A 21,117-nucleotide genomic window follows, 5' to 3' on the forward strand; every position below is an offset into this window, starting at 1 on the left:
ACCGCCATCGCGAGCAAGCTTTGCTCCCACACAAATCGGCACACGGCATTGACCTGTAGGAGCCTGCTTGCTGGCGATCGCAGCACTGCGATGTGCCAGGCACACCGCCATCGCGAGCAAGCTTTGCTCCCACACAAATCGGCACACGGCATTGACCTGTAGGAGCCTGCTTGCTGGCGATAGCAGCACTACGGTGTGCCAGGCACACCGCTATCGCGAGCAAGCTTTGCTCCCACACAAATCGGCACACGGCATTGACCTGTAGGAGCCTGCTTGCTGGCGATCGCAGCACTGCGATGTGCCAGGCACACCGCTATCGCGAGCAAGCTTTGCTCCCACGGGGGAGAGAGTAAGCCGCGGTGGTTAGAACCGGTACTTCGCCGAAGCAGTAATGCTGCGCGGTGCACCGTAGGTCAGCGCGCCATAGGCATCAAAGACGTCGAAGTACTTCTCGTCGGTAACGTTGTTCGCATTGACCTGCGCCGAGAGGTTCTCGGTGATCTCGTAGCGCGCCATCAGGTTGACCAGCGCATAAGCATCCTGCTCGATTTTTTCGGGGTTGCCGGCCGGGTTGGTGGCGTAGGTGTAGATCGAGTCCTGCCAGTTGACGCCGCCGCCGATGGTCAGCTTGTTGAACGCCCCCGGCAGGCGGTAGGTGGTGAAGGTACGCAGCAACTTGGTTGGGTACAGCGTGTTGACGTCGTCGCCATTGGCATCTTCGGCAGTGAACTGGGTGTAGCCTATCGAGGCATTCCAGTCGGTGGCCAGTTCGCCGGACACTTCCAGCTCGAAGCCCTTGCTGGTTGCGCCTTCGCTGGCCTCATAGGCAAAACCGCTGATCGGGTTCGAAGGATCGATCAGCGCCCCGGTGCTCTGGCCGAGGTTGTCCTGTTTGATCTGGAAGATCGCCGCCGAGGTATTCAAGCGGCCGCCGTAGAACTCACCCTTCAGACCGAGCTCGGTGCTCTCGCCAACGATCGGGTCCAGGGTCTGGCCGCTGCTGTCGCGCACCGACTGCGGCAGGAAGATTTCGGTGTAGCTGGCGTAGGCCGAGATGTTGTCGTTGAGGTCATAGACCACGCCGGCATAGGGCGTCAGTTCATGATCGACATCGACCTTGCTGACTTCCGAGAACACGTCATCACTGGTCTTCTCGTACCAGCTTTCACGCGCGCCAAGAATCACTTTCAAGTCGTCGGTCACGTTGAGGCGAGTGGCGGCATACAGGCCTTTCTGGCGAGTTTCGCTGTACCCGTAGTCGGTCCGTGGGCCCCACACCGGCTCAGCGAAGTTGCCGCCGTAGGCATCAAAATCGGCGACCCCTTCAAAGCCGGTTTGCGCATCCAGCGAGTCGGCGTCGAATTTCTGCTTGCTGTCCACGTAACCGAAGGCCAGCTCGTGCTCACGGCCCAACAGCGAGAACGGCCCGTTGAAGCGGATGGCGTAGTCGTCCTGGTTGGTCTCGGTCTTGTAGGTCGCCGGGAATGACGACATGGGTGCGCTACCGTTGCGACCCGGGTTGCCCGAGAGGTACAGCAAGGACGAATCGCCGGTGCGCTCGCCACGGTTGTAGCTCAGGTTCATCTGCCAGTCGTTGGCAAATTTGTGGTCGAGGTTAACGAAGTAGGTGTCGTAAGTGGTGTCCCACTTGCTCCATTTTGCCGAGGTAGTCTTCGAACGGCTCCAGTTGGTCCGACCGCCGTCTGCGTACCAGACCGGCAGGCCACCCCACATCGGCGAGTCTTCCTTGTTTTCCTGATGGCTCAAGCCAAACCACAGGGTGGTGTCCGGCGTCAGGTCGATGTCCATGGTGCCGTACAGGGTCTGGCGTTTGGTCGAGTTCATGTCGATCCAGGTGTCGCCCTCGTTGGTCTCGCCAACCAGACGCGCCCGAATCGTGCCTTCCTCGTTCAACGCGGTGGACACGTCGGCCTCGACGCCATAGGTGTCCCAGGTGCCGGCGCTGAGTTCTACCGAACCCTTGAGGGCAGTGCTGTTGGCGCGCTTGCGCACCATGTTGATCGACGCCGAAGGATCGCCCGCGCCCGTCATCAATCCGTTGGCACCGCGCACTACTTCCACCCGGTCATACATGGCCAGGCTGCTGAAAACCTCCCCCGAACTCCACGGCTGCTCGTAGATGGTCGGCACGCCATCGATCATCAGCGAGTTGAGCTCAAAGCCACGGGCGTTGAACTGCGCGCGGCTGGTCTCGTAGCGGTTGACCGACACCCCGGTGGTGTTGTTGACCACGTCGAGGATGGTGTGCAGATCCTGGTCCTGGATGCGCTGCTGGGTCACCACGCTGACCGACTGCGGAGTCTCGCGCAGGGACATGCTCAACGGCGTTGCCGTGCGTGCCGCCTCGGTCGTGTAGGAGTTGGTGTCCTCGGTCACGGCACTGCGTTCGCGGGCGGCGGTCTCGGTGATGGCGATCGGTGCCAGGGTCAGAGAGCTTCCATTCTCTTTTTGTTCAGTCTGTTCCGCCGCTTGCAGGGAAGGCGCGGTGAACGCGATACCGGCGGCAAGCATATGCACTGCAAGGGCAAGCGGGCGCACTTGGGAGGGCGAGCGCAGCATGGCGGAGCTTGGTGAACGCAGGGAGATAGGGGCGATCATGCGAATTCTCATTCGGTTTGCTGTTATTGAGAATCCTTATCATACGCAAATGTAATTATATGTGAAATGAGGTTTTTACTTATTTGGGAACATTTATCACTTGTGATAGCGTCTTGCCTTTCCGACCTGACCGTTTGCTGATTTATGGCCCTGCATGAACGCCTTACCCTGACCCAATTGGTTGAGGTCCATTACGAGGACATCAAGGGTTATATCCAGCGCAAAGCCGGCTCGGCAGCCATTGCTTCGGACGTTGTCCAGGAGACCTGGCTGCGTGCTGCCAGGCATTCGGCCCGACAGCCGGACAAGCCGCTGGCTTACCTCTATCGCACGGCGACCAATCTGCTGCTGGACAAGCAGCGCCAGGACATGACCCACGGTCGTTACTTCGGCGACAGCGAATGGGGCGAGGAGGCCGAGTGCCCGTTGGCTCCGCCGGAAGAGGCTGCCGGGACTCGGCAGGAGTTGGAGTTGCTGGCTGAGGCGGTGGGGGCTTTGCCGGAGAAGTACCGTGTGGTGTTTTTGCTGTCGCGTTGCGAGGGGTTCACCCAGCGTCAGATCGCTGCGCAACTGGATATCAAGGAAAGTACGGTGGAGAAGCAGATTGCCAAGGGGATGCAGCATTGTCGGGCGTGTTTGCAGCGGGGGTATGTTGGGCGAAGAGATCAGCGGGGTTTGATCGACTGTTGAAACCTTCGGGGAAAGGGCGGCTTGAAGTGTACATATCCGTTGCTGCAGTGATGGCTGCTATTGGTTCCGCCCTCACGGCGGGTAGCACCGATTGTCCTGTAGGAGCTGTCGAGTGAAACGAGGCTGCGATCTTTTGATCTTGTCTTGTGTACATATCCGTTGCTGCGGTCACGGCTGCTATTGGTTCCGCTTTTACAGCGGGTTACTTTGAAAGGCTGCGCGCCCCGGCGCAAAGTAACCAAACGCTTTTTGCCCCACCACTCGGCACCTCGCTTAGGCTCGGTGTGCCCGAACCCAGGCATTGCTCCGCGGGTCGCCGCGATGGGCCGTCCCTGGCCCAGCGCGGCTAAACCGGCATCCTTGCCGGTTTCCCCGCTACGCAATACCTGCGTTCGGCCAGCGTGGTTAATGGGCGTCCGCGATCAACAACCGGGCCGTGGCGGCCTTCGGGCCGACCAAGGCAGCAAGCCGGCGCGCTGCGCTTGTCTGGTGTGCGGAGCCCACGGGTGGTTGCCGAGATGAACGACTACCAGTTCAAGGTCGTACGCATCGAGGGCGAGTTCATTTGGCATTCCCATCCGGAAACCGACGAGGCATTTCTCGTGTTGGAAGGAACGCTGCGCATTGATCTGCCCCATGGCAGCGTCTATGTCGGCCCAGGCGAACTGTATGTGGTGCCCCGAGGCGTAGAGTAACGAGCGCAAAATACATCTGTCCCCTTTCGAAGATTAATACGCCTGAAAAAGATGTTTTTTTACCTGCTTTCCGGTTTTATGCGAACAGCGGATGTGCATGCTACTCATTTCATGCTACCGGGCGACGGCTGATTCAGGCTGCCGAAAGCCGCACGGCAGCTCAACGTTGAATGGTCGGAACAATAAAATGGAAATCAAGATTGGTTTATTGGATTCTCCAACAGAAAAGGATCAAGCAGTTTTGAATGATAGGTTTTCAGAATATCTTCGAATTCAATATCCGGATCTGCCGCCAGAATCGGAAGATAAAAAATTTATGGTGGTTGCACACGATGAAGTTGGCGACTACATCGGCGCAATAGGCTGTAATTGTTATTGGGATGGTTTGGAAATTGATACCTTTTGGGTCAAGGAATCTCATCGCGGTAAAAAAGTTGGTTCTATGCTGTTGGAAAAAGCAGAAACGATTGGCGCCAACAATGGGGCAGTCATCGCCTTCTTAAAAACCGTTGATGCTAAACAGTTTTATGAGCGGCACGGATATCAGGTTTATGGTGTTCTTGAGGATCGACCAATCGGGACTAACTTGTATCATTTGAAGAAGCGGCTAATAAAACGGGCATAACAACTGGTCAAGAACGTCCCCTTTCGAAGATTCAATCTCCGTAGGAGCTGCCGAAGGCTCGGGCCGCGGTCGGACGATCTTTTGATCGGGTTTATAAGAATCAAAAGATCGCAGCCTCGTTGCACTCGACAGCTCCTACCGTCCTAAAACAAATCCCTCGTCGCGGCGCTGGAATCCGGTCAAATATCACCGGGGTGCGGCGAACGCAATCAGCAAATCTTCAACCAAAGCTTGCTGTGCCTCGCTTGGCTGGCGGGCACTATGGTTGGCCAAGTGGAATTGCACGCTGAATTCTAATGTTTCAGGGCTTAGTGCCTGCAGCAAGCCTCGGGCTTCCCAAGGCGCAGCTACGTGGCGAGGTAAGTAGCCGATGTGTGCGCCAGAAAGGATAAAGGCCAGACTTCCTTCGACCTGCTCGGTGCTCACACTGCTGTAATTGAACTTGAATGCTTGCGCTGAACCAGTAAAACGGTAGGGGTGGAGCACCCCGTCACAGGCACGCAGCTGTGTGTCGCCGGGGTGTGGGATACCGAATAGCGGATGACTTTTACCGCAGTAAAGCCGTTGCTGCTCCTCGAACAGCGGATGATAATTCAGTGCACTTTGCTGGCCGGAAAAGTAGCTGATGGCCAGGTGCAACTGGTTCTGCAACAACCGCCGCTCCAGTTCTGCCGGCATGGCACTGAGCACCTTGATCTGCACATCCTGGTTACGTTTGCGAAAACGCCCCATTGCGTGCGAGATACGCTCGGTTACCTGTGAGTCGAGGGCTTCGGACAGGCCGATTGACAATTCGCCTAGCAGTTTGTCGGCCATGCCCTGGGCTTCACACTTGAATGCCTCTATGGAAGAGAACAACTTGCGTGTGGCTTGCAGCACCAGGTCTCCCTTGGGTGTCAGGCGAAAACCTGCCTTACCGCGTTCACACAGACGGTAGCCTAGGCGGGTTTCAAGCTTGGCCATTTGCGTGCTGATGGTCGACTGGCCGATTCCCAACTCACCCTGGGCGGCGCTGAAACCGCCGCATTCCACCACGCTCACAAACAAGCGCAGCAATTGCAGATCGACATCGTGCACTTGGTTGAGCATGTGGCTCCAAACATTGATGGTGGTGAATGCCAAGGTAGCATACTTCGTATTTATTGAAGATATGCCACGGCATAGGATTCGCGCATCGTTGCTAACCGCGGAGTTATGACATGCGTGCCTTGATAGGGTGGTTGTGCTTGTGTTGGTGTTTGGGGGCGCACGCCACCGATACGCAATTGAGTATTTATACCTGGGCCGAGTACATCCCTGAACAGGTGCTGCAGCGCTTCAAAGCCGAGACTGGCATTAAGGTCAAACTCGACGTCTTCTCCAGCGCCGAGGAGCAGGACAGCAAGTTGCTGACCGGACACAGTGGCTACGATGTGGTGTTCCCTTTGCCAACGCCAACATGGCGGCCACGCCGTTGATCGATCCGGCCGTGACGAATGATCCCGATATCTACCCGTCCGAGGAAGTTCGCGGACGCCTGTTCAGCGAGCAGCTGTTGCCACTACACGCCCAGCGTGACCGAACTCGTCTGTGGACCACGTTCCGCACCAAAATTTGAGGATTTCACCATGGAAGTATTTCAGGGCAATGACCTAGCCATCACCCGTGATGGTCTGTACGGCACTCAATCTGAACCGACCTACGGCGGCATCACCAGTTTCATGCGCCGGCGTTACACGCGTGATTTGAATGGCGTCGATCTGGTCGTCAGTGGCATACCGTTCGATACCGCTACCAGCAATCGCCCAGGAACCCGTTTCGGACCAAGGGGGATCCGTGCTGCCTCTGTCCAGTCGGCCTGGGAGCGCCCTTCCCCATGGGAGTTTGATCCATTCGATCATTTGGCTGTGATCGACTACGGCGATTGCAACTTCGATCATGGACAGCCGCAGAAGACGCCTGCCGCCATCGAAGCGCATGCCGATCACATTTTGGAGGCGGGGTGCGGGATGTTGACGTTGGGGGGTGATCACTTCATCAGCTACCCATTGCTCAAGGCCCATGCGAAGAAACACGGCGCTTTGTCGCTCGTGCACTTTGACGCTCACAGTGATACCTGGCCGGATGCCGAGGACAGTGAGCAGGGAATTCATCACGGCACCATGTTCTATCACGCCGCCCGACAGGGCCTGGTCGATCCGGGCCGTTCAGTGCAGATCGGCCTGCGCACGACCAATGACGACACGATGGGCTTCCAGGTACTCGATGCCCGGCAAGTTCTCAGCAGCTCACCGAAGGCGATTGCCGAGTTGATTCGCGCGCGGGTGGGCGATAATCCTGTTTACCTGACATTCGACATTGACTGTCTCGACCCGGCCTTCGCTCCCGGCACGGGTACTCCGGTCTGCGGCGGATTGAGTACCCATCAGGCATTGGAAATCCTGCGAGCGTTGCGCGGTATCAACCTGGTCGGAATGGATGTGGTGGAAGTCTCGCCGCCTTACGACCACGCGGAAGTGACGGCGCTTGCTGGCGCGACCATCGCTATGGAAATGGTCTGCCTATATGCCGCACGACACAAATTACCCGCCAGTTAAATCTGCACGTTGAGGCACAGTTGCCGTTACGGCAACCTCACTGAACAAACGACTCGGGTTCTGCGGGTATACAACGCAGACGCAGAAGGAAATCCATAAAGGGGGAGACCGCAACTCGCTGCCGGGGATTTCCGACAGCGTGATGCGGGCGCAGATCACCGTGAATTGATGTCGAATCAAAAGATCGCAGCCTCGTTGCACTCGGCAACTCCTGCAGTGCCTTATCGCGCCAGCCCCTCAACCGCCTTGCGGTACCACCCGCGCTTCATTCCCCGACCCCTGGATATAAACCTTCATGCCTTTACCCAGGGACGAATTGATCGGCTGAGTCACCGACACCAGCACCCCACTGGTGACCCGCACGATGATCTGTTGCGCCTCTACCGGCTGGTCGTATTTTTTCTTCTCTGCGTAGTTGCCGCCGACCGCACCGGCTAAGGCGCCGGCGACCATGGCGACATCGCGGCCGGTACCGCGGCCGATCAGGCTGCCTATGCCCAGACCGCCAAGGCCGCCAAGTACGGCGCCGACTCCGCTGTCGTGGTTGGTCTGCATCTGCGTCAAGGAAATCTGCTCGATGGTGCCCGAGCGAATCTCGACCTCACCGGCGCCACCATCGGTCGAGCTCACGGCGGAGCAGGCGCTGATCAGCACCGCCACTAACGTCAGCGTCAGCCAGGACTGGATTGCTTTCATGTGCGTGCACCTCGTTATTGATAGCGGATGGCAATGCCTTTGAGCTTGCGGCCCTGGATGGTTTCAATGTCGCGGCTCCACAACGGGCCAGACACGTACGCAGCGACGGGCTGGATATTGTCGTACACGACCACTACCGCGTTCGCGCCGAGGGTCGCGGCCTGCTCACGCAGTTTCTGTTCGACCTGGGTGATGGGCGGGGCAGGGTCGACGCTGGCATCGATCAGGATTTCCCCCAGGCGTACATGCGGCCGGGTGGGTTCGGTGCGCAGTACCTGAACTTCGCTGGCCAGGGTCGGTGCAGGGTGTTCCACGCCGACATAGGCGGTGGTCTGCGCATCGACGGTGGCGCAGGCCGTGAGTGCGAGCGCGCAGGCGAACAATGCTGCGCCCAGCAGTGGGCGCTGAAAACGTGAGAGTCCTGGTGATGGAGGCCGCATGGCGAATGTCCTCTGATTGATGGGTATTCAATCGCCGACCCGGGTCGGCGATTGCGCGCTGCTTAGCTGCGGATGAAAGCCCACAGATCGGCGCTGACTTTATCGATCGCCGCCTTGAAGTCCTTGGCGGTGATCTGCTGGCTCTCGTTTGAGAGCTGCGTGCCAAACACCTTGCGCACCACTTTGGCCACCGTCTGGTTGTTGCTCGGGTCGATGAACTCGGCTTCGATGAACAGGTTGGTGTCCTGGTCGCGATGGCCGGTCGCCGCTTGTGTCGCGCCGACCACGGCCGCAATCGGCACCACTTCGTACCATTTCATACCTTCGTTGGACGCCCAGCGCGTCGAAGCACCCAACAGCAAACTGGCGAACTCGTGGAACAACAACGACGGTAACCGCAATTTTTCCTCGGGCAGCCCGGTTGCCCAACGCCTGGACGTGATGTCCGAGCTGGACGTGGTGTACCGTAAACAGATGGGTTTTCGCGTCAGTGCCAACAGTTGGTACGACCACGCCTACGACGACGTCGGCAGCGATAACGCCGCCACCAATCAGCTGAACAACGGCCAGCCAGATTCCCGTCACATCAGTGGTTATGCCGACCGTTACTACAACGGTCCGTCGTCGGAGATCCTTGATGCCTTCGTGTTCGGCAGTGTCGAAATCGGCGATGAATCGCTGTTGAGCGGCAAGGCCGGCAAGCACACCCTTTATTGGGGTGAAAGCGTATTGGCGTTCGCCCACCGCAACAGCTACGGCCAGTCGGGGCTGGACTTGTCCAAGGCGCTCGCGGTTCCTGGCACCGAAGCCAAGGAGCTGTTCATTCCGCGCAACCAGTCGTCCACCAGCTTCACGGTCAACCAGGAGCTGACCCTGGCGGCGCAGTATTTCCTCGACTGGGACGCGGCGCGCCTGCCCGAGTCCGGTACCTATCTTGGCTTCAACGACGGTATCCAGAATGGCGGGCACAACCTGTCGTTGATCGCTGCGCGCAATCCGCTGTTCGGAGTACCGGGCCCGGCGGGTAGCAATGAGTTCCTGCGCCTGTCCAACGGCCACACCTACACCCCGGATCACAGTGGCGACTTCGGGCTCATGGCGAAGTGGAGCCCGGCCTGGCTCGATGGCACCTTGGGTGTGTACTACCGCAAAACCTCGGACATCCTGCCCAACCTGGTGCTGCAACCGGTGGCGGTCGGACTGCCCCAGCTGATCTCGGGCAACGTCGGCAGCTACAACCAGTTCTACGTGGATGACATTGACGTCTACGGCTTCAGCCTGTCGAAAAACGTCGCAGGCGTGAGCGTCGGTTTTGACCTCAACTATCGCCACAACATGCCATTGGCCAGTGTCCCGGCCACCGTCAACCCGACACTGGGCGCAGCGAAGGCCCCCGGGTTTATCTCCAGCTTCAATGGCGAAAATGGTGTGGCCCGCGGCAACACCGTGCACGCGGTGCTCAATGGCCTGACCACTTTTGGCGACACGCCGCTGTGGGATTCCTCCTCGTTGCTGGTCGAACTTGGCTACAGCCGCTGGCTCGACGTCACCGAGAACAAGCAACTGTTCAAGGGGGAGGACTGGTACAACGGCGTCGACAAGGTTTCCAAGGACAACTACATCGTCGGGGTGAACTTCAACCCGACCTGGTACCAGGTGTTCCCTGGCATCGATATGTTCATGCCGGTCAGCTACAACGTCGGCCTGGCAGGCCAGTCCTCGGTGCAGCTGGGCGGCAACAAGGGCACTGGCAGCTATTCGGTCGGCGTCGGCATGGACGTGCGCAGCCAGTATCGCTTTGACCTCAAGTATGTCGATAACTTCGGCGATTTCGACACCTGTGACTCCGCCGGCAGCGCCGGTGCAGCAGGCGATGGTGCCGCACCGGGTGCCAACGGTCAGTACAACTGCGTTCCCGGCCAGACCACTGCGTTTGCCGGTACCGTGGCCCAGCTCAAGGATCGCGGCATGGTCACTTTCACTTTCAAAACCACCCTCTGATCCTCGAGCCGTGCGTTAACAGGAGACACCCATGAATTTCGTTCAATCCGTATTGGCCAGCGCCCTCGCGCTGGCGGTCGCAAGCTCCGCCCATGCAGCGGTCAGCGCCGACCAAGCCGCCAAACTTGGCACCAGCCTGACTGCAGTCGGCGCTGACAAGGCGGCCAACGCCGATGGCAGCATTCCGGCCTACACCGGTGGCCTGAGCAGCATTCCCGGCGGATTTAAAGCCGGCGATTCGTTCCGTCCCGACCCCTTCGAAGCAGAAAAACCGCGCCTGGTGATTACCGCGCAAAACCTCGCCCAGCAGAAAGACAAACTCACCGCCACCTCCCAGGCGTTGCTCACTCGCTACCCGAGCTATCGACTCGACGTGTACCCGACCCATCGCACCGTTGCCCTGCCGCAAGCAGTGCTGGACAACACCGCGAAAAACGCCGTAACCGCCAAGACCACCGACGGTGGCCTGGGCCTGGAAAACGCCTTGCCCGGCGTGCCGTTTCCGATACCTGCCGATGGCAACGAGGCCATGTGGAACCACCTGCTGCGCTACCAAGGGCAGGCGATGACGAACAAGTACGACTCCTGGAACGTCGATTCCGCCGGCGCGGCGTCGTTGAGCTCCACGGGGGTGTTCAACATCGAATATCCGCTCTACGCGCCTGAGCGTCCGGCAGGTCCGGTTGCAGCCGACGAGACCTTCTACAAGATCAAGCTGACCTACACCGGGCCGGCGCGCCGTGCCGGTGAAGCGCTGCTGCTGTTGGACTCGGTCAACCCGCTGAAACAGCCTCGCCGTGCCTGGCAATACCTGCCGGGGCAGCGTCGGGTGAAGCTGGCGCCGGACCTGGCGTATGACACGCCGAACCCGGGCACGGTGGGCGCCGCAACCTACGACGATGCCTTCCTGTTCAACGGTGCGATGGACCGCTACGACTTCAAGCTGGCCGGCAAAAAAGAACTCTACGTGCCGTACAACACCTACAAGCTGAGCTATCACAAGGAAGCTGCCGACGTGATGAAAGCCAATCACGTCAATCCCGACCTGCTGCGCTGGGAGTTGCATCGGGTGTGGGTGGTGGAAGCCACGCTCAAGCCAGGCAAACGCCACATCTACAGCAAACGCACCTTCTACCTCGACGAAGACAGCTGGATCGTCCTGGCTTCCGATGAATACGACGGCCGTGGCCAGCTCTACCGCGGTGGTTTCTCGCACCTGACCTACAGCTACGACGTACAGGCCCCGGACACGATCAATCACATGCTCTACGACCTGATCTCCGGTGCCTACAACGTCAACGGTTTCTACGGGCCTTACGGTGGCCTGAAGTACATCGCGCCGCTGTCCAAGGCGCAGTGGTCCTCCGAGTCGCTTGCGGGAACTGGTATCCGCTAAACCCAGCACATTGGCGAACCACTGTAGGAGTGAGCCTGCTCGCGATGGCGGACTGGCAGTCGACATCTGATTTGGATGTGCCTGCGTCATCGCGAGCAGGCTCGCTCCTACAGGTGGGCAGTGGCGGTTTGTAGTCCGCGTACGTGCACCCGAGATAATAATAATGACGATGATCAAGTGGTTTCTGCTGACCGCACTGGCAGCGGCAATGGCCATGCCGTTTACCCGTCCGGTGATTGCCGGTCAATTTGCCGATGTCCTCGATACGCCAGCGCTGCGTAGCGACCTGGCGGCAAATGCGCTGATGACCGGGCTGACTCGGGCCGGCGAGCGCCTGGTTGCCGTGGGCCAGCGTGGGCACATTGTGTATTCCGATGACGGCGGCCAGCATTGGCAGCAGGCCGCAGTGCCGGTCAGTTCCGACCTGGTGGCCGTGCACTTTCCCGTCCCGCAGCAAGGCTGGGCGGTGGGGCATGACGGCGTGGTCCTGCACAGCAGCGATGCCGGCCAAACCTGGAGTCGCCAACTGGACGGACGTCAGGTCGGTCCGATCATGCTCGATTACTACCGACAGCAACTCGCCGACCAACCGGATGACGCCGACCTGCAGGCAAGGGTCGCCGAAGCACAGCGCATGGTCGAGGAGGGCGCCGACAAGCCGTTCCTGGATGTGTGGTTCGCCAGCGAGCAGGTGGGTTACATCGTCGGTGCGTTCAACCTGATCTTCCGTACCGACGATGGCGGCCAGCACTGGACACCGCTGCTCGACCGTACCGACAACCCCGGCGCCTTGAATCTCTACGCCGTGCGCCCGGCTGGCGCTGACGTGTTCATCGTCGGCGAGCAAGGCCTGGTGCTGAAGCTGGATCGCGCCAGCGGGCGTTTCGTGGCAACGCCCACGCCGTACAACGGCAGCCTGTTCGGTGTCACCGGTACACCGGCTATGACGCTGGTGTACGGCCTGCGCGGCAACGTTTTTCGCAGCACCGACGGCGGGGCGAACTGGACCCGGATCGAGCTCGGCCTGCCCCTGAGTATTACTGCCAGCAGCGTTACCCGCGATGGCCGCATCGTGCTGGTCAGCCAGGCCGGCCACGTGCTGGTGAGCGCTGACGAGGGGCGCAGTTTCCAACTGCAGGCCAATACCGTACTGGCCCCCGTTGCCGCCGCGCATGTGGACAGCGGCGGCAAGCTGGTTCTGGCGGGTACTCGTGGCCTGCGTCAACTGCACCTCGAATAAGCCTGGCACCACAAAGAGAACAACATGATGAGTCACTTCGAACTCGAAACAATGCCCGTGGTGCGCGAGCTCAAGGGCTTTGATCCGCGCTCCGGCAACCTGCTGGAACGGCTGATTTTCAACAACCGCCTGTGGGTGGTGCTGGCCTGCCTGCTGGTCACTGTGGTGCTGGGTTACTTCGCGGCCACACGGCTGACGCTCAACGCCAGCTTTGAAAAAATGCTGCCGCAGAGCCAGCCCTTCATCCAGAATTATCTGCACAACCGCCAGGCGCTGCGGGTCCTGGGCAATGCGGTGCGGGTGGTGGAGAGCAGCGACGGCGATATTTTCGACCCGCACTATCTGGAGGCGCTCAAGGAAATCAACGACGAACTGTTCGTCACTCCTGGCGTCGACCGGGCGTGGATGAAGTCCTTGTGGACCCCGGCCGTGCGCTGGACCGAAGTCACCGAGGAAGGCTTTCAGGGCGGCCCGGTGATGCCTGACTCCTATGACGGATCCGCGCAGAGCGTGCAGCAACTGCGGCAGAACATCGCCCGCTCGGGGATTGTCGGCAGCCTGATCGGCAACAACTTCAAATCCAGCATGATTTTCGTGCCGCTGCTGGAGAAAGACCCGGTGACCGGGCAAGCCATCGACTACCACCAGTTCTCGAAAATCCTCGAAGAGAAACTGCGCGACAAGTACGAATTTGCCGGCAGCGTGCGAGTGGCGGGGGAAGAGGGCAACGGCCCGCTGAAGATCCGCGTGATCGGCTTCGCCAAACTGGTCGGCGACCTGATCGATGGTCTTGTGCAGGTGATGCTGTACTTCGGTGTGGCGGCGCTGATCGCCACCCTGATTATTTTCTACTTCACCCGCTGCGTGCGCAGCACCGCGCTGGTGATCATGTGCTCGGTGATTGCGGTGGTCTGGCAGTTGGGCCTGGTCGCGTTGTGCGGCTATGCCCTTGACCCGTTTTCGATTCTGGTGCCGTTCCTGGTGTTCGCCATCGGCGTGTCCCACGGCGCGCAGAAGATGAACGGCATCATGCAGGACGTCGGGCGCGGCACCCATCAGCTGATCGCCGCCCGTTATACCTTCCGCCGTTTGTTCCTCGCCGGCCTGACCGCGTTGCTGGCCGATGCCGTGGGTTTTGCCGTGTTGATGCTGATCGACATCCCGGTCATCCAGGACCTCGCGATTACCGCCAGCCTGGGCGTTGCAGTGTTGATTTTCACCAACCTGGTGCTGCTGCCGGTGTTGCTGTCTTACTGGGGGGTGAGTCGCAAAGCCGCCGAACGCAGTTTGCGCGCAGAGAACAAGGAGCTGCGTGGCAAAGGCATGGGCGCGCTGTGGAGTTTTCTCGACCGGTTCACCGAGCGTCGCTGGGCGACCGGCGCCCTTGTGGTATCGGGCTTGCTGGCGGTGGGCGGGATTGCCGTCAGCCAGCACCTGAAAATCGGCGACCTCGATCCCGGCGCACCTGAGCTGCGCTCGGACTCGCGCTACAACCGCGACAATGCCTACATCACGGCCAACTATTCGCTGTCCAGCGACCAGTTCGCAATCATGCTCAAGACGCCCACGGAAGGCTGTCTCAAATACGAAAGCCTGGTGGAGGCCGATCGCCTGGGCTGGCTGCTGCAGCAGCAACCCGGGGTGCAAACCACCGTGTCGCTGGTCAATGCGGTGCGGCAGATCACGGCGGGTTCCTACGAAGGCAACCCGAAAATGCTCACCATCGCGCGCAATCAGAATGTCCTCAACTACGGCGCGCAGCAGGCCTCCGTGAGCAGCCCGGACCTGTTCAATAATGACTGTTCGATGATGCCAATTGTGGCGTATCTGACGGATCACAAGGCCGAGACTCTCGACCGCGTGGTGCAGGTGGCCGAAACCTTTGCCCGCGAGCACAGCAATGGCGAGCGCCAGTTCATGCTGGCCGCTGGCAGTGCCGGCATTGAGGCGGCGACCAACATCGTGGTGCGCGAGGCCAACCGCACCATGTTGCTCTACGTCTACGGCGCAGTGATTGTGCTGTGCTTCATCACCTTCCGCAGCTGGCGAGCGGTGGTGGTGGCTGTCGTGCCGCTGATGCTGACCTCGATTCTCTGCGAAGCCCTGATGGTCTGGCTGGGCATGGGGGTAAAAGTCGCGACCTTGCCGGTCATCGCCCTGGGAGTCGGGATCGGCGTGGATTACGCGCTGTACCTGCTGAGCGTGCAACTGGCGCAGCAGCGTGCCGGCCTGTCGCTGACCGAGGCCTACCGCAACGCCGTGGCGTTTACCGGCAAGGTGGTGGCGCTGGTCGGCATTACCCTGGCCGCCGGCGTGATCACCTGGGCCTGGTCACCGATCAAGTTCCAGGCCGATATGGGCATCCTGCTGACCTTCATGTTCATCTGGAACATGGTCGGGGCGTTGATCCTGATTCCTGCGCTTTCGCATTTTCTCTTGAGGAAAATGGGTGACAGGGTGGTTTGAGGTTATCGATTGCGGTTACCCAAGCCACCCCACCAACAGCATCGCGCTCAACGCCACCAACGCCGTATTCAGGCACACCAGCCCGAAGCCGAACCTCACCAGCGCGCTTTCCTCCCGGGCCTGGGTCTTCGCCAGGCCCAGGATCAGCATGACAATCGATAGCGAGCCCAGCGCGGCATGGCCTGCCGCGCTGTTCTGCACCGCGGCCAGCAGCAGGCGCGAGGATTCGGGCAGCATTGCGATGGCCGGCATGAAGATCGCGTTGCCGCCCACGTTCGAGCCGGTCATGTAGCCGGACAGCCCGCCAAGCAGCGCTACCAGCGAAGTTGCAGCAGTGGGTGACAGGCCAGCGAGCAGTTGCATCAAGCCCGCGAGGAAACCGGCTTTGACCATCATCTGCGACATCGCCAGGAAGAAGAAAATCGTCAGCAGGGGGCGTTTCGCCCGCGCTGCCAATGCCGCCAGCACGCTGACGTTTGGGCTTGCCTCACGCGGTATGTTGCGCGTGTAGAAGCCCAGGCCGATCAGCACCAGGAGCAGCGCCACGCCGGGTGAAGCCAAGGGTTTCCAGGTGACCTGGGCACCCTGGACAATCCACAGGTCCTGCCAGCCGGTGATGCTCCACAGCGTTTTCAAGCCGACGATGTACACGATCAGCAGCAGATATGGCCAGGCCTGGCGTGGCCATTGCACCGGGCCGCGCTCGGCAGCGCTGCGGCGCAGGCGCCATAGCCCGACGGCCAACACAGCGCCGGCGGTCACCAGGCCGGCGGCAACCCCGGCCACTTCCGCACCGAGCCAGCGGCTGGCGGCGTACAGCACTGCCACGAACAGCAGCCAGAAAATCCCCAGGGCGCGCCATTCCCGCGCCTCGCGAACGCCTGCCAGGTACAACGCCATGGCACTGAGGGCGAGAAATACCGGGGCGCTGGTCAAGGCCGACGTTGCGGCAAGCGCCGGCGCGTCGACATGACCCAGCGAGGCGCCAATCACCGAGGCCAGGCCCAGGGTGCCCCACGGCATGATCGCCATGCCGGCCAAGGCGATGCGCAGTGCGACCTGGCGTTCGAACAGGCTGAGCAGCAGCGGCACCGTGGCGATCAGTGACACGCCGAAGCCGGTCATCGCTTCCAGTAACGGTGCCAGGCCAAGGACGATAAACACCAGTTGATCGCCGCGACGCAGGCCCAGGGATTGCACCCATTGGCTGAGGGCCAGGTTGACGCCCAGGCGCTCGATGAAAATCACGAACGCCAGCCCCGGCACTATCACGAAGGCGGTGCTGGCAAACAGTACGGCGGTGTCTTCAGCGGCGGCGAGCATGCTGCCCAGGCGCCACGCGTCGGCAGCCCCGGCCAGCCACAGCACCACCACCAGCAGCGTGCCGGCGAGGGCGGCGTGCACGGGGGGGCGGCGCAGTACCACCAGCATCGCGGTGACCAGCAGGACAGGGGAAAGATGAAACAGTGCGAGCATGCCGAATATCCTGTGAGAGTGGCCGATCAGGCTGCGGAGGCAGGCTGCACGCAAGATAATATTTCTCGTGGCTAGATAAAGGGTCGCGGTTTTCTGCTAGTTTTCGGGAAATTTTCTCGCGAGGCGCGCATGGCTGACAAGGACGCTGCATTTGAATCACTGGATAAATTCGACCGTGCAATCCTCGACCTCGTCCAGCGCGACAACACGACGCCGCTGCGGCTGATGGCCGAGCAGGTCAATCTCTCCACTGCCGCCGTGCAGCGCCGCATCAAGCGGATGCAAGAGAAGGGCGTGATCATCGGCAACGTGGCCATCGTCGATCCCACTGCTGTCGGCCGGCCGATCACCATCATTGTCGAAGTGATGGCCGAGCGCACCAGCATCGACGCGCTGGAGGCGATGAAGGCACATTTCGCCGTGCCCGAGGTGCAGCAGTGCTACTACGTCACCGGCGAGGTGGATTTCGTGCTGGTAGTGACGGTCGCCAGCATGCAGGAATACCAGGCCCTGGCGCGGCGGTTGTTTGCCGAAAATGCCAACGTGACCTGGTTCAAGACCATCGTGGCACTCGACCGGGTGAAGGTTGGGCTCGCAGTGCCAAGCATGGCCGGGTGACAGGCGCATTTTTGCAACCGATGTAGTGTATTTCGCGATAGCTTGTAGCGGGCCACGCGATTGGTCGTGCGCACAGCCGCTGGTTAAGGTGCCTGCAGGAACATCCACCTGTAGCGGAACCGCATGCGTTATCGACGTCTTGACCTGAACCTTCTGGTTGCCCTGGATGCCTTGCTCAGCGAGTGCAGCGTGAGTCGGGCGGCGCAGCGCTTGTGCCTGGGCCAGTCGGCGACGAGTTCGGCACTGGGGCGCCTGCGCGAACACTTCAATGACCCGTTGCTGCTGCCGGTTGGCCGGCGCCTGGAGCCTACGGCGCTGGGGCTGGAGTTGCTGCCGAAGGTGCGCGCGGCCCTGGCGCTGACGCGCGACATTGTCGATTCGCCGCTCGGGTTCGAGCCGGCGACCTGCACTCGCCAATTCACGGTGGTGGCGTCGGATTATGTCGCTGGTGTATTGCTGCCTGCAGTGAGTCTGGAACTGGCGCGAGTTGCTCCCGGCGTGCGCTTGAGCCTGCGCGACATGCCTACGCCACGCGACGGCGATGTCGTCAGCGAGGCGCTGGACTATCGGCGCAGTGATGTGGTGATCGTGCCGCAGCGGCGCCTGAATCCGGCCTTTCCCCATGTGCCGTTGCTCAATGATGAGCTGTGTTGCATCGTCTGCGCCGCTCAGGCGCAGTATGCCGATGGCCTGAACCTGGCCAGCTATTGCGCGGCGGAACACGTGGTGCGCGAGTTCTCCGACGGGCGAAACCTGGCGATGGACGCCGTGCACCTGCAGGAGCTGGGCGTGCAACGCCGGGTGGCGGTGGCCGTGGAAAGCTTTGCGCTGATACCGGAGTTCGTCATCGGCACGACGCGGATTGCCACGGTATTTCGCCGGCAGGCGCAGCGGTTTGCCCAGCGTTACCCGCTGCACATTCACCCCGCACCGCTGGAGTTTCCCGAGGCGGCCCAGGTGCTGCAGTGGCACCCTTATCAAGAGCACGACCCGGCGATGCGCTGGTTGCGCAGCCTGCTGGTGCAGCAGGCCGCGTTGCTTGATCAGCCTGCGGGTTGATCTCCGGTATCCGCCACCCATCCGCACTGCTCGATGGCCAGCAGAGCGCAGCGTTCGTCATTGTCCGAGGTGTCGCCGCTGATGCCGATGGCGCCGATGAGCTGCCCCTCGCCATTGCGGATCAGCACTCCACCGGCCACGGGAATGACTTCGCCACCGGTCAAGCTGTTGATCGCGTCAAAAAACGCTGGCATCGCTTGCGCGCGACGTGCCAGTTCCCGTCCACCGAAGCCCATCCCCAGGCAGCCGCGAGCCTTGCCGGTGGCGATTTGCGGGCGCAGGAAACTGGCGTGTTCATCGCGCAGGACCGCCAGCGGATTGCCGGCGGCGTCCAGTACTGCAACGGCCATGGGCTTGAAGCCAGCCTGGCGGGCAATGTGGATAGCGCGGCTCGCCAGATCGGTGGCCATGAGTAAATCGAGCGGGTGCATGTCGGCAGTCCTCATAAGGCCCACTTGCCCAATTGGGCAACGCGGTCGCGCGTATACAGATCGGTCCATTTCAATGAGTTGAAGTCCGAGACCTGTTTGGGGTTGTAGGGGCTGCGTTGCATGTTGACCGGCTGACCACCCTTGTACACGGCCTTGAGGCGCGAGCGATCCTGCAACAGGCGGATGTCGTGCAATGGCGAGCCGTCGAGCAGCAGGAAGTCGGCCTGTTTGCCCACCTCCAGGGTGCCCAGGGTCTCGCCGCGCGGCATGCAGCGCGCGCCGACGTTGGTGGCGGCGTACAGGGCTTCGGCCGGAGTGAAGCCCAGGCGAGTCACCAGCAGTTCCAGCTCGCGGGCGTGCCATTCGCCGTAAGGCGTCACCGCAAAGCCGCTGTCACTGCCGCAGGCGAACGGCACGCCGGCGGCCTTGGCGCGCTTGAGTACGGCCGAGCCGACCTCCAGGGTCCGAGCGCAGTAGCCAGCGTAACCGGTGGTGATGGCGGGGTCGTGGGGCTGGCAGAAGTCCACGGTGTTCTGCGGGAAAGTCATGGTCGGGGCCAGGATGCTGCCGGCTTCGAGCAAGGCTTCGATGCACGCGTCGTCCATGTAGAACGCGTGGAAGACCAGGTCGACGCCCGCGCGCGCAGCGTACATCACCGCCTCGCGCCCGTAGGCGTGGGTGGCGACCTTGCAGCCCAGGCGATGGGCCTCGGCCACCATTTCGTGAGTTTCTTCGGCGGTGAACGCGGCGACGATTTCACCGTTGGGGCGACGGTGGGTGCCGTCCATGGCAATTTTAATCAGGTCGACGCCGTCCTTGGCCTGCTTGCGGATTTCCGCCAGGGCATCGCTGCGGCTGGTCACCAGGCAGGCGGTGAAAAATTCCGGGGCGCCCATGCGGCTCGGAAACCAGTCGTTGAGACTCTGCCGATTGGTGATGACCCGGCTGCTGGCAGCAATTCGCGGCCCTTCGAACAACCCGGCGCCGATGGCATTGCGCACGGCGATGCTGAGCTGCCCGCTGTCGCCCGGGCAGACCATGCTGGTGACGCCGGCCGCCAGCACATGCTGGGCGAAGAACGTGCCGCGCAGGGCGCGAAACTCGTCGCTGGTCCAGATATCGATGTCTTCTTCGCTCTGCGCATTGCCGAACGCCAGGTGGGTGTGCACATCCACCAGGCCCGGCATGACAAAGCTATCGCCGGTATCCACACAGGTGTCGCCGGGTCGAGGTGCAGGCGCGGATGCAGTGGGGCCGACGTAACTCAGCAGACCGTTTTCAACCACCAGGGTTTGCTGCTGACGGGTGTCGAGGCCGGTGCCGTCGAACAGCGTTTGGCATTTCAGGTGCAGGCTATGCATGGCGTCTTCGCTTGGCTGATTGTTATGCGAAAAGAGCCTAGGGGGACTGGCAGGTACTGCACCAACAGATTGCGTCGATGGCCGGGTATTGATTGGCTCAATAGGTCCTGGGAGCCGCTGTTTTAAAGGCTTTGCGACGAGATATCACCTAGGGAGGAGGGCATCGCGAGTTACGATGACAGGCATCGTGATCGACGATTTTTACACCGCTGCTACGGCGTTTATGGTGCGCGAAACGCTATTGCTGCCATGCGAATGACCTTCGCCGGGCACTGGTCGAGGAGGACTACGCGCGAGTCGCGCTACTCGGTTGTAGGAGTGAGCCTGCTCGCGATGACGGCCGAACATTCACTACTTACGCTGACTGACACAACGAATCGCGAGCAGGCTCACTCCTACAGCTGACCTGCGCCATACACAGATAATGTGCGCGCAGCAGATCCCTGTGGGAGCGCGGCTTGCTCGCGAAGGTCTTTCATTTGACGAATCTGTTGGCTGACACACCGCTTTCGCAGGCAAGCCAGCTCCCACAGGGATGGTGTTCAACCAGCTGCTTGTGCGGTGCCGATCAACCTCCACAACCGCAGCGTATGGCTTTGTTTTCGCTGATTGAACATACCTCAACAGCGCTTGTTTAAAAGCCGTCAGTTTTACCTCTTGAAAGCTACAAGATCTTGCGCCATTGCCTACGGCTACGCCAGAATCCGCCGGCTTGTCCACCTTGGCCT

The 21,117-nt window shown here is 60.8% G+C and carries 17 protein-coding genes and 3 pseudogenes; 12 read left to right on the forward strand and 8 right to left on the reverse strand.

Annotated elements, in window-relative coordinates:
- Positions 1-363 precede the first annotated feature (363 nt).
- On the reverse strand, positions 364-2,619 hold the full coding sequence (locus ORL50_RS13605) for a TonB-dependent siderophore receptor (protein WP_266015601.1): 2,256 nt from the start codon (positions 2,617-2,619) through the stop codon (positions 364-366).
- A 144-nt stretch (positions 2,620-2,763) separates the two neighbouring features.
- Here ORL50_RS13605 and ORL50_RS13610 point away from each other — a divergent pair, with 144 nt between their 5' ends.
- The 3 genes and pseudogenes from ORL50_RS13610 (at position 2,764) to ORL50_RS13620 (ending at position 4,629) form a co-directional block, all read left to right on the forward strand.
- Complete coding sequence (locus ORL50_RS13610) at positions 2,764-3,309, forward strand: RNA polymerase sigma factor (protein WP_266015603.1); 546 nt, start codon at positions 2,764-2,766, stop codon at positions 3,307-3,309.
- A 476-nt stretch (positions 3,310-3,785) separates the two neighbouring features.
- Positions 3,786-4,001 (forward strand): annotated as a pseudogene (locus ORL50_RS13615) (cupin domain-containing protein); the annotation flags it as partial.
- A 190-nt stretch (positions 4,002-4,191) separates the two neighbouring features.
- A complete protein-coding gene (locus ORL50_RS13620; RefSeq protein WP_266015606.1) occupies positions 4,192-4,629 on the forward strand; it encodes a GNAT family N-acetyltransferase in 438 nt (145 codons plus the stop codon).
- A 186-nt stretch (positions 4,630-4,815) separates the two neighbouring features.
- On the opposite strand, the gene ORL50_RS13625 is transcribed toward ORL50_RS13620, so the two are convergent.
- Positions 4,816-5,718 carry a LysR family transcriptional regulator gene (locus tag ORL50_RS13625; protein WP_266015607.1) on the reverse strand — a complete coding sequence of 301 codons (903 nt, stop codon included), beginning with the start codon at positions 5,716-5,718 and terminating at the stop codon, positions 4,816-4,818.
- Between the two features lie 110 nt (positions 5,719-5,828).
- Between ORL50_RS13625 and ORL50_RS13630 the strand changes: the two genes are divergently transcribed.
- The 3 genes and pseudogenes from ORL50_RS13630 (at position 5,829) to speB (ending at position 7,205) form a co-directional block, all read left to right on the forward strand.
- Complete coding sequence (locus ORL50_RS13630) at positions 5,829-6,086, forward strand: type 2 periplasmic-binding domain-containing protein (protein WP_266015609.1); 258 nt, start codon at positions 5,829-5,831, stop codon at positions 6,084-6,086.
- Positions 6,053-6,226 (forward strand): annotated as a pseudogene (locus ORL50_RS13635) (spermidine/putrescine ABC transporter substrate-binding protein PotF); the annotation flags it as partial. The gene ORL50_RS13630 and the pseudogene ORL50_RS13635, both read left to right, overlap by 34 nt.
- A gap of 10 nt (positions 6,227-6,236) precedes the next feature.
- Positions 6,237-7,205, forward strand: a complete 969-nt coding sequence (speB, locus tag ORL50_RS13640) for an agmatinase (RefSeq protein ID WP_266015611.1) — start codon at positions 6,237-6,239, stop codon at positions 7,203-7,205.
- 237 nt (positions 7,206-7,442) lie between these two features.
- On the opposite strand, the gene ORL50_RS13645 is transcribed toward speB, so the two are convergent.
- The 3 genes and pseudogenes from ORL50_RS13645 to ORL50_RS13655 all read right to left on the reverse strand — a co-directional run.
- Positions 7,443-7,901, reverse strand: coding sequence for a glycine zipper 2TM domain-containing protein (locus ORL50_RS13645; RefSeq protein WP_266015612.1), 459 nt, complete (start codon positions 7,899-7,901; stop codon positions 7,443-7,445).
- A 14-nt stretch (positions 7,902-7,915) separates the two neighbouring features.
- Positions 7,916-8,341, reverse strand: a complete 426-nt coding sequence (locus tag ORL50_RS13650; protein WP_266015614.1) for a hypothetical protein — start codon at positions 8,339-8,341, stop codon at positions 7,916-7,918.
- A 62-nt stretch (positions 8,342-8,403) separates the two neighbouring features.
- Positions 8,404-8,676 (reverse strand): annotated as a pseudogene (locus ORL50_RS13655) (DUF3313 family protein); the annotation flags it as partial.
- Between ORL50_RS13655 and ORL50_RS13660 the strand changes: the two are divergent.
- The 4 genes from ORL50_RS13660 (at position 8,669) to ORL50_RS13675 (ending at position 15,444) form a co-directional block, all read left to right on the forward strand.
- Positions 8,669-10,342: a DUF1302 domain-containing protein gene (locus ORL50_RS13660; protein WP_266015616.1), complete on the forward strand. Its 1,674-nt coding sequence runs from the start codon at positions 8,669-8,671 to the stop codon at positions 10,340-10,342. The pseudogene ORL50_RS13655 and the gene ORL50_RS13660 overlap by 8 nt on opposite strands.
- A gap of 31 nt (positions 10,343-10,373) precedes the next feature.
- On the forward strand, positions 10,374-11,738 hold the full coding sequence (locus tag ORL50_RS13665; protein ID WP_266015618.1) for a DUF1329 domain-containing protein: 1,365 nt from the start codon (positions 10,374-10,376) through the stop codon (positions 11,736-11,738).
- A 163-nt stretch (positions 11,739-11,901) separates the two neighbouring features.
- Positions 11,902-12,978 (forward strand): WD40/YVTN/BNR-like repeat-containing protein, encoded by a 1,077-nt coding sequence (locus ORL50_RS13670; protein ID WP_266015620.1) that lies wholly within the window; start codon positions 11,902-11,904, stop codon positions 12,976-12,978.
- Positions 12,979-13,005: 27 nt separating this feature from the next.
- Positions 13,006-15,444 carry an efflux RND transporter permease subunit gene (locus tag ORL50_RS13675; RefSeq protein ID WP_266015794.1) on the forward strand — a complete coding sequence of 813 codons (2,439 nt, stop codon included), beginning with the start codon at positions 13,006-13,008 and terminating at the stop codon, positions 15,442-15,444.
- A gap of 15 nt (positions 15,445-15,459) precedes the next feature.
- On the opposite strand, the gene ORL50_RS13680 is transcribed toward ORL50_RS13675, so the two are convergent.
- Positions 15,460-16,920, reverse strand: coding sequence for an L-lactate permease (locus ORL50_RS13680; protein ID WP_266015622.1), 1,461 nt, complete (start codon positions 16,918-16,920; stop codon positions 15,460-15,462).
- A gap of 129 nt (positions 16,921-17,049) precedes the next feature.
- On the opposite strand from ORL50_RS13680, the gene ORL50_RS13685 reads away from it, so the two are divergent.
- Entirely contained in the window at positions 17,050-17,538 is a 489-nt protein-coding gene (locus tag ORL50_RS13685) for an Lrp/AsnC family transcriptional regulator (RefSeq protein ID WP_266015624.1), read from the forward strand.
- A gap of 123 nt (positions 17,539-17,661) precedes the next feature.
- Complete coding sequence (locus ORL50_RS13690; protein WP_266015626.1) at positions 17,662-18,597, forward strand: LysR family transcriptional regulator; 936 nt, start codon at positions 17,662-17,664, stop codon at positions 18,595-18,597.
- Here the strand turns inward: ORL50_RS13690 and ORL50_RS13695 are convergent.
- Together ORL50_RS13695 and ORL50_RS13700 are read right to left on the reverse strand one after the other, a co-directional pair.
- Positions 18,582-19,028 carry a GlcG/HbpS family heme-binding protein gene (locus ORL50_RS13695; protein WP_266015628.1) on the reverse strand — a complete coding sequence of 149 codons (447 nt, stop codon included), beginning with the start codon at positions 19,026-19,028 and terminating at the stop codon, positions 18,582-18,584. The genes ORL50_RS13690 and ORL50_RS13695 overlap by 16 nt on opposite strands.
- Before the next feature lie 11 nt (positions 19,029-19,039).
- Positions 19,040-20,389 (reverse strand): metal-dependent hydrolase family protein, encoded by a 1,350-nt coding sequence (locus tag ORL50_RS13700; protein WP_266015630.1) that lies wholly within the window; start codon positions 20,387-20,389, stop codon positions 19,040-19,042.
- Between the last annotated feature and the right edge of the window lie 728 nt (positions 20,390-21,117).

The organism is Pseudomonas sp. RIT-562, from assembly GCF_026241895.1.
In the GTDB taxonomy this organism is placed as follows: Bacteria; Pseudomonadota; Gammaproteobacteria; order Pseudomonadales; family Pseudomonadaceae; genus Aquipseudomonas; species Aquipseudomonas mandelii_F.